An 8,265-nucleotide genomic window follows, 5' to 3' on the forward strand; every position below is an offset into this window, starting at 1 on the left:
TTACCTCTCCATCTCCATGTTTTCCAATTCATTTATTTTTTTAATTAAATCATCTTTTTCTTTTAACAAAATAACATTTTCATCTTCTATTATTATTTTATTCCAGATTGCTGCCGCTTTTCCTTTAATATAATCCCTTTTTTCTATATTTAAATTAGAAAAAAGAATCTTTTTCTTTTCTGGAAATTCCAGCAAAATTTTTAAATTCGCTAAATTTCCATGACCAAAGGGTAAATCACTTAAGATAACTAAGTCCGCTTTTTTAATTAATTTTCTATTTTTATTAATTTCTTTTTCAGTTATCTCTATAAATGGAGGTGCTTCAACAGTTTCAATTCCAAGTTCTTTGGCTGCCTGCCAATCAGCATCTCCAATATTTAAAACTCCTATACTTAATGGATACCCTTCATTATCAAGTTTATACAAAAACTTTTGTGCTGTTCCTCCACCTGCAATGACATGAACTTTAAAATCTTTATTTTTTTGGTTTTTATATTTATCATTTTTTTCAGGTATTAAAGTTACAAATGGTTTGCCTGAAATAGGGTTTATTTTAATTAAAACTTCTGCCTTGTATACCTTTTTGATATTTTTTTCAGTCAAAACATTTTCGGCATTTCCAGCTGCAAATATTTTTCCATTTTTAAGCAGCAGTAATTCTTCACAATATTGAGCAGTCAAATTTAAGTCATGTGAAACTGTAATAATAGTCAAGTTGAATTTTTGATTTAAATGTTTTAATAAACCATAAATTTCCCCTTGATAATTTATATCTAAATTCGACGTTGGCTCATCTAATAATAACACATCTGGATCCTGGGCTAAAGCTCTGGCAATTATAACCCGCTGTCTTTCTCCTCCAGATAATTCATTAATTAGTTTATTTTTTAGTTTTAAGGTATCAGTAAGCTCCATTATGTTTTTTACTATTTTTTTATCTTCCTGCTTTAAACCTGACCACCTTTTTTGATATGGGTGCCTCCCCATCATTATAATATCATAAACATTAAAATTAAAATTAACTTCAGTATTTTGAGGAACCACAGCCATTTTTTTTGCTAACTCCATAGAATTATAATCATTTAAAACTTTTTTATCCAAATAAACTTTTCCCTGATCAACAGTTAAAGTTTTACTTATATTCTTTAATAGAGTTGATTTTCCTGAAGCATTTGGTCCAATAATTCCAACAAAAGAACCTTTTTTTATATTTAAATCAATACCTTTTATAATATTAGTTTTATTATAACTAAATTTGATATTATCTGTTTTCAACATAATTTTCACCAAATATTTTTAGATTTATTACGTAATAAATGAATAAAGTATGGGCCTCCAGCTAAAGCTGTTATGATCCCTACAGGTAACTCCATAGGTGCCATTATAGTTCTAGCTGCTGTATCAGCAACCAATAAAAAGCCACCTCCAAACAGAGCTGTTAAAGGTATTAGTTTTCTATGGTCTGGTCCAATAATCATCCTTGTAATATGGGGTACAACTAAGCCAATAAATCCAATACTTCCGCTAACTGAAACAACAGAGGCAGTAATAAGAGAAGCTGATCCCAGTAAAATAATTTTTGTTCTTTCTACATTCAAACCTAAGTGAGCTGCACTTTCTTCTCCCAGCAGTAAAATATTCAAATCTTTTAAATAAAAAACTATAACAGCCAAAGCAGCTAAAAAATATGGTAAGACCATCTGTATATCTGACCAGGAGGAGCCGGCTAAACTACCCATTAGCCAGTACACTAATTGCTGTAAATTTTCAGTTCTAAGAACCATTAGAAAAGACATAACTGAATTTAAAATAAAACTCATAGCAACACCAGCTAAAAGAAAAGTCAAAACAGGAAGTTTTTTACCAACTTTAGCCAACTGATAAACAATAAAAACTGTTGAAACAGCTCCTATGAAAGCAAAAACAGGAATTGAACTTAAATTTAAAACAGAAATCTCAATTCCTAAAAATAAAGCCACCATAACACCAGTACCTGCTCCTGCAGATATACCAATAATATATGGATCCACCATCGGATTTCTGATGATTGCTTGAAATACAGATCCTGCCACAGCCAATCCTGCTCCTACAATGAAAGCCAAAATAATTCTTGGCAGTCTAATTTCAGAAATAATAATTGCTGTTGAAGCAGAAATTTGATTGTTACTCAAAATATATGATACTACATCTATTGGATTTATATAACTTGATCCTATAAAAAGAGCAGTAAATCCGATTAAAATTAAAACAATTACTGCCACTAGATATACCAATATGTTTTTTTTATACTCGGTCATAAATCTCATCCTCAAAACTTTCTAAATGAATTTTTACTAAATCCAATTCATAAATTTATTTTTTAATTGAAAGCTTATTAATAACTAGACCCGTTAATAGTTTTGGATAAAAATCTGTAGATTTTTGCGGCATTTTTTCACCTTGATCAGCAATTTTTTTAACTTCTTCAACTGATGTCGGATTCAAAATAAATGCTGCCTGATAGTTATCTGCAGCAAGTTTAGCAAGAGCCTTATCTCGGTATCTAATATAATCAAGATTAGATTTAGCAGCTAATGCTTTTTTATCAATGCTGAGATATTTTTCTAATAAAATATTGTGCAGAATACTAACATCTAATTTATTATATGCATCAGAATATTTTTCTTTAATTTCTGCTAAAGCTTCTTCATTTACAAATTGAAAACCATAATAGTTAGTATCTTCTTTTGCTTTAAAACCAAAAACTTTATTGCCTTTATTTTTATCTAAATAATTATACATTTCTTCTTTTATTTTAAATTTATTAATCTCAAAATTTTCAGCAGTTTTTTTCAAAAACAAATCTAGTTTAAAATCTTTTATTCCATACACCAATCTATGGGTTGGTAAGACCCTTAAGCCAGGATCATCCATATTGATAAAAGTCATTAAACGATGATTAAAACTTTCCACACCATCAGCTGCCCAGCCCTTTTTAAGGCACTCTTTTTGATAATTTAAAGCTGTTTGATAACGATGATGACCATCTGCAATATATAAATCCCTGTTCATCATTTTTTCTTTTATTTCACTAATCAAATCAACATCTTCCAACTTCCAAATTTTATGTAAGTTTTGATCTTCATCTTTAACTTCGATCAATGGCTCAGCTTTCATTCTTTTGCTTAATAAATTATTAATATCATTTTTGGGATCAGAATATAACATAAAAATATGGCCAAAATTAGCTTCAGTTGCCCTGATTAGCTTTAATCGATCAGCTTTTGGTCCTTCCATGGTTGTTTCATGTTCTTTAACACCTTCACCAGCTTCTAATTCTCCTAAAGCAACAAAACCTTTTCGAGTAATTTTTTCTCCAGCTACCTCATATTCTTGAGTATAAATATAAACTCCAGGCTTTTGGTCACGAACTAATATTCCATCCTTAATCCACTCTTCTAAATTTTCTGCTGCAGTTTGATAACGATTTTCTTCTTTAGGTAAAATTAATCGAACAATGTTATAAGGACTCTCTTTGTAATAATTATCTTGCTGTTGACTATCAATTTTATCATAGGGTTGAGTTACTACCTTCTCTAATTCTTTTACCTTTTCTTGATTGTACCTATACGCTCTAAATGGAAATATCTTCGCCATATTTATCACTCCTCATTATCCATTATATATTTTAATTGTCTCTACGGCAAGTCTGAAATATTTTAGCAACCTCGACAAATTTAAGTTAATCTTAAATATTTAATCACTTTAAAGAATTAAACCTTGCTTTATCAAGTTCTTTTAGATATAATTAATAAAAATTAGCAGCAAGTAGAGCGAAGGAGTGGTAATAAGTGTACAAAGTACTAGTTAGTGACAATATTGCTCAAAAGGGTATTGAGGTTTTAGAAAATGCAGGCATGAAAGTTGACTTTAATCCGAACTTAAACCGCGAAGAATTTTTAGAAATTATTGCTGATTATGATGGAATAATAGTTCGAAGTATGACAAAATTAGATAAAGAAGCTTTAACTAAAGCTAAAAAACTTAAGGTTATTGGTAGAGCTGGAACAGGTTATGATAATATTGATTTAGAAGAGGCAACGAAAAATGGAATTTTTGTTTTTAACACTCCAACTGGAAACACAATTTCTGCAGTTGAACATACTCTTGGAATGATGCTTTCTCTTTCCCGTAATATTTCTCAAGCTAATCAGGCACTACACAATGATATTTGGGATAGAAAGAAATATATGGGAGTAGAAATAAAAGGGAAAACCTTAGGAATAATTGGACTTGGTAGAATTGGAAGTCGAGTTGCCAAAAGAGCTCAAAGTTTCGGCATGAAAGTAATTGCTAATGATCCTTATCTATCACCAAAAAAAGCAGAAAAAATCAATGTTCCTCTACTTCCTTTTAAAGAAGTATTAAAAAAATCAGATTATGTTACATTACATACTCCCTTGACTGATGAAACTTATCATATTTTAAGTCATAAAGAATTTGCAATTATGAAACCGGGGGCTCGTGTAATTAATTGTGCCAGAGGCCAAAATGTAGATACTAAAGCCTTAGCAGAAGCTTTGGAAAAAAATAAGATAGCAGGAGCAGCAATTGATGTTCATGAGGAAGAACCTGTAAAAGCAAGTAATAATCCTCTGCTTAAATTTGAAGACAGTGTGATAATGACCTGCCACTTGGGCGGAACTACAACAGAAGCTATGGATAATGTTTCAATTACTGCAGCAGAAGAAGTTATTTCAGTGTTAAAAAATAATTTACCAGAATCACCTTTAAATATTCCTGCAATGGATCCACAAGATTTTAATCAGGCTAAACCATATATTAATTTAATAACAAAATTGGGTAATTTTGTGGCGAAATGGAAAGGACACGAAAGAATTGAAGCTGTAGAGATAGAGTACGGTGGAGAAGTTAACCAGTATAATCTTAAACCTATGACTTTAAGTCTGGTTAAATCCATTTTAGAACCAAATTTGGATGATAGAATAAATCTAGTTAATGCTATGCATGTAGCTAAAGAACGAGAAATTTCAATTAAAGAAAGTCAAATTCAAAATGAAGGCGAATTAAAAAATATAATCAAAATTAATCTAAAAACTGAAATGAACGAATACAGTCTTGCTGGTACCTATTTACCTATCGGTTTCAGACTAATTGAAATAAATGGTTTAAGAATAGATCTTGATCTATCAGGAGAATTTATTATTGTAAGTTATCAAGACAAGCCGGGAGTAATTGGAAAAATTGGTTCAACTCTTGGTGAAGCAAATATTAACATTGCAAATATGCAGGTTGGACGTAAAAAAATTGGTGGAAATGCAATTATGATGATGCAAATTGATTCAAAACCATCTAAAGATATTATGGAAAAAATTAAAACTCATCTAGATGAATTAGATACAAAAGTCAAAGATTTAAGTTATTTAGAAATTTAGATTATACAAGATAGCAGCCATTTTAAAATGGCTGCTATCTTAATAATGAGATAAATTAATTTGAAGTTATAATCATTTAAAGCTTATAAAGATAAAATATCTTCTATCACAGATAATAAACCTTTAATATCAACCAAAGTTAAATCTCCCATGTGACCAACTCTAAAGGCTTTATTTTTTAAGTCACCATATCCATTTGCAATTCTAACATTATATTGTTCTACAAGTTGACTAATCAACCTGTCAACATTAATTCCCCGATTATTTTCAATACAGGTAACTGTATTTGACCAATAGCCTTCCTCTGCATAAATATCAAAATACTCCAAAGCCCAATTTTGAACATACTCAGCCATTTTTTGGTGTCTTTCAAATCTATTTTTAATACCTTCTTCATTAACAATGTAATCAAGCTGTTTTTGCAGAGCAAATATTTGAGGTCCCGCAGGAGTAGTTCTGGTTTGAGAACGCTGATGATATTTATAAAGCAGTGGCAAATTAAAATAATAACTCTTACTATCAACTGTTTCTGCTCTTTTTAATAATTTTTCACTAACTGAAGCAACAGTTAATCCAGCAGGTAAAGCAAAAGCTTTCTGCACCCCAGCCAGACACATATCAATTCCCCAATCATCAACCCTAATTTCTGTTCCTGCCATTCCAGAAACTGCATCAACTAAAAATAACACGTCATCAAACTTTTTTACAACTTCCCCTATTTTTTTAATTGGATTCATTAATCCGGTTGAAGTTTCATTCAAAACAACAGTAATTGCATCATAAGCTCCTGTTTGTAGTTTTTGCTCAACTAATTCAGGTTTTACTGCCTGATCCCATGAAATCTCAATTTTATCACAAGCAATACCATTTTTTTTAGTAATCTGATGCCAGCGATCTGAAAAAGCTCCATTAACAAAATTTAAACAGCGTTTTTTTACACCATTTGTAACCGCAGCTTCCATTGCCCCTGTAGAAGAAGAAGAAAATAATAGAACTGGATTATCAGTAAAAAGAAGCTTCCTTAAATTTTTTTGAATATCATCATAAATAATAGAAAATTCTTTAGTTCTATGATGAATCTGAGCAGTTGATAACTGCTGTAACAATTCTGTTCTTACTTCTGTTGGGCCCGGAGTAAACAATTTTTCATGCATATTTAACACCTCTTAATTATATTTTCAGTTATAACTGAATTACTCAATTCTAATATATAATTACTGCTATAATAATAGTAATTTAATATATAATTACTATTATTATAGCAGTAAAAAATTAATTATTAAAGCTAAAAAAAATTATCAGAAAATTAAAATATATCTATAAATAAAAAAAGCACCGAAAAGGTGCAAAATTAATATTAAAAATGGAGCGGGAAACGAGATTTGAACTCGCGACCCTCACGTTGGCAACGTGATGCTCTACCACTGAGCTATTCCCGCATATTTAATGGTGGAGGGGAAAGGATTTGAACCTTTGTAGGCATCGCCGGCAGATTTACAGTCTGCTCCCTTTAACCACTCGGGCACCCCTCCAAATAAATGTAGGAATTAAGAAATAGGAAATAAGATTTTTTGAAAATCTAATTCTATTACTTAAAATATTTTATTTTTCTCCAACAAATAAGCTTTGGTGGAGATAAGGGGATTCGAACCCCTGGCCTCTACACTGCCAGTGTAGCGCTCTCCCAGCTGAGCTATATCCCCATGGCTGGTTAATTAATGGAGCCGATGACCGGAGTTGAACCGGTGACCTCTTCCTTACCATGGAAGCGCTGCTACCAACTGAGCTACATCGGCAAAAAAATGGCGGAGGAGACGGGATTTGAACCCGCGATCTCCGGCTTGACAGGCCGGCGCGTTAAACCGCTACGCTACACCTCCGTATTTGGATGTAGAAAGTAAGATATCAAAAAAGGAATCTCTTCCAGTCTACCAATATACTTCATTTTTAAAATGGTGGGCGAAACAGGGCTCGAACCTGTGACCCCCTGCTTGTAAGGCAGGTGCTCTCCCAACTGAGCTATTCGCCCGCAAAATGGTACCCTCAAGGGGATTCGAACCCCTGCCGCCAGGATGAAAACCTGGTGTCCTAGACCCCTAGACGATGAGGGCATAAATTAAATGGCGGAGAGAGAGGGATTCGAACCCTCGCCAGAGTAAATACCCTGCTACAGGTTTAGCAAACCCGCCCCTTCAGCCACTTGGGTACCTCTCCATGAATACAAATGGTGGGTCTAAGAGGACTTGAACCTCTGACACTGTGGGTATGAACCACATGCTCTAGCCAACTGAGCTATAGACCCATGTTATATGGAGCGGGAAACGAGACTCGAACTCGCGACCCTCAGCTTGGAAGGCTGATGCTCTAGCCAACTGAGCTACTCCCGCATCATTACCATGTAATTTTTGCCTGATGTATAGTAAAATATTATATTTAAAATGGTTGCGGGGACCGGATTCGAACCGATGACCTCCAGGTTATGAGCCTGACGAGCTACCAGACTGCTCTACCCCGCGCTATAAATGGTGAGCCATGGAGGATTCGAACCTCCGACAACCTGATTAAAAGTCAGGTGCTCTGCCAACTGAGCTAATGGCCCAAAATAATGATGATAATTTATAATTAATGGCTGGGGCGGTAGGATTCGAACCTACGCGTCCTGAGACCAAAACCCAGTGCCTTACCGCTTGGCTACACCCCAACAGTTAACAGTTAATATAATCATCAAATTTCGGAAAAAAGGACCGGCAGCGACCTACTCTCCCACATCGTTACCAATGCAGTACCATAGGCGCTGGAGGACTTAACTTTTGTGTTCGAGATGGGAACA

At 33.2% G+C, this 8,265-nt stretch carries 5 protein-coding genes, 13 tRNA genes and 1 rRNA gene; 1 reads left to right on the forward strand and 18 read right to left on the reverse strand.

Going from position 1 to position 8,265, the window contains the following annotated elements; all coding sequences use genetic code 11:
* From C7954_RS10910 to C7954_RS10920, 3 genes are read right to left on the reverse strand one after another with little or no spacing between them, the layout of a single operon-like run.
* On the reverse strand, positions 1-1,278 hold the full coding sequence (locus tag C7954_RS10910) for an ABC transporter ATP-binding protein (RefSeq protein WP_089656137.1): 1,278 nt from the start codon (positions 1,276-1,278) through the stop codon (positions 1-3).
* A gap of 5 nt (positions 1,279-1,283) precedes the next feature.
* Entirely contained in the window at positions 1,284-2,297 is a 1,014-nt protein-coding gene (locus tag C7954_RS10915; protein ID WP_073160510.1) for a FecCD family ABC transporter permease, read from the reverse strand.
* 55 nt (positions 2,298-2,352) lie between these two features.
* Entirely contained in the window at positions 2,353-3,636 is a 1,284-nt protein-coding gene (locus C7954_RS10920; RefSeq protein WP_073160508.1) for a DUF1015 domain-containing protein, read from the reverse strand.
* Between the two features lie 194 nt (positions 3,637-3,830).
* Between C7954_RS10920 and serA the strand changes: the two genes are divergently transcribed.
* Positions 3,831-5,435 carry a phosphoglycerate dehydrogenase gene (serA, locus tag C7954_RS10925; RefSeq protein ID WP_073160502.1) on the forward strand — a complete coding sequence of 535 codons (1,605 nt, stop codon included), beginning with the start codon at positions 3,831-3,833 and terminating at the stop codon, positions 5,433-5,435.
* A gap of 83 nt (positions 5,436-5,518) precedes the next feature.
* Here the strand turns inward: serA and C7954_RS10930 are convergent, their stop codons facing one another.
* From C7954_RS10930 to rrf, 15 genes are all read right to left on the reverse strand, one after another.
* Positions 5,519-6,589 carry a pyridoxal-phosphate-dependent aminotransferase family protein gene (locus C7954_RS10930; RefSeq protein ID WP_073160500.1) on the reverse strand — a complete coding sequence of 357 codons (1,071 nt, stop codon included), beginning with the start codon at positions 6,587-6,589 and terminating at the stop codon, positions 5,519-5,521.
* A 210-nt stretch (positions 6,590-6,799) separates the two neighbouring features.
* A tRNA-Gly gene (locus C7954_RS10935) sits at positions 6,800-6,874 on the reverse strand.
* Positions 6,875-6,882: 8 nt separating this feature from the next.
* Positions 6,883-6,967 (reverse strand) — tRNA-Tyr (locus tag C7954_RS10940).
* Between the two features lie 95 nt (positions 6,968-7,062).
* Positions 7,063-7,138 (reverse strand) — tRNA-Ala (locus C7954_RS10945).
* Positions 7,139-7,154: 16 nt separating this feature from the next.
* Positions 7,155-7,231: transfer RNA gene (locus C7954_RS10950), tRNA-Thr, on the reverse strand.
* A 7-nt stretch (positions 7,232-7,238) separates the two neighbouring features.
* Positions 7,239-7,315: transfer RNA gene (locus C7954_RS10955), tRNA-Asp, on the reverse strand.
* 73 nt (positions 7,316-7,388) lie between these two features.
* Positions 7,389-7,464, reverse strand: a tRNA-Val gene (locus C7954_RS10960).
* Positions 7,465-7,470: 6 nt separating this feature from the next.
* Positions 7,471-7,546, reverse strand: a tRNA-Glu gene (locus C7954_RS10965).
* Between the two features lie 10 nt (positions 7,547-7,556).
* Positions 7,557-7,649 (reverse strand) — tRNA-Ser (locus C7954_RS10970).
* 11 nt (positions 7,650-7,660) lie between these two features.
* A tRNA-Met gene (locus C7954_RS10975) sits at positions 7,661-7,737 on the reverse strand.
* Positions 7,738-7,745: 8 nt separating this feature from the next.
* Positions 7,746-7,822 (reverse strand) — tRNA-Gly (locus C7954_RS10980).
* A gap of 52 nt (positions 7,823-7,874) precedes the next feature.
* A tRNA-Met gene (locus C7954_RS10985) sits at positions 7,875-7,951 on the reverse strand.
* 7 nt (positions 7,952-7,958) lie between these two features.
* Positions 7,959-8,034, reverse strand: a tRNA-Lys gene (locus tag C7954_RS10990).
* A 27-nt stretch (positions 8,035-8,061) separates the two neighbouring features.
* Positions 8,062-8,136 (reverse strand) — tRNA-Gln (locus C7954_RS10995).
* Positions 8,137-8,177: 41 nt separating this feature from the next.
* A 5S ribosomal RNA gene (rrf, locus tag C7954_RS11000) occupies positions 8,178-8,265 on the reverse strand; the annotation flags it as partial.

The sequence above is a fragment of the Halanaerobium congolense genome (genome assembly GCF_004366375.1).
Lineage (GTDB): Bacteria > Bacillota > Halanaerobiia > Halanaerobiales > Halanaerobiaceae > Halanaerobium > Halanaerobium congolense.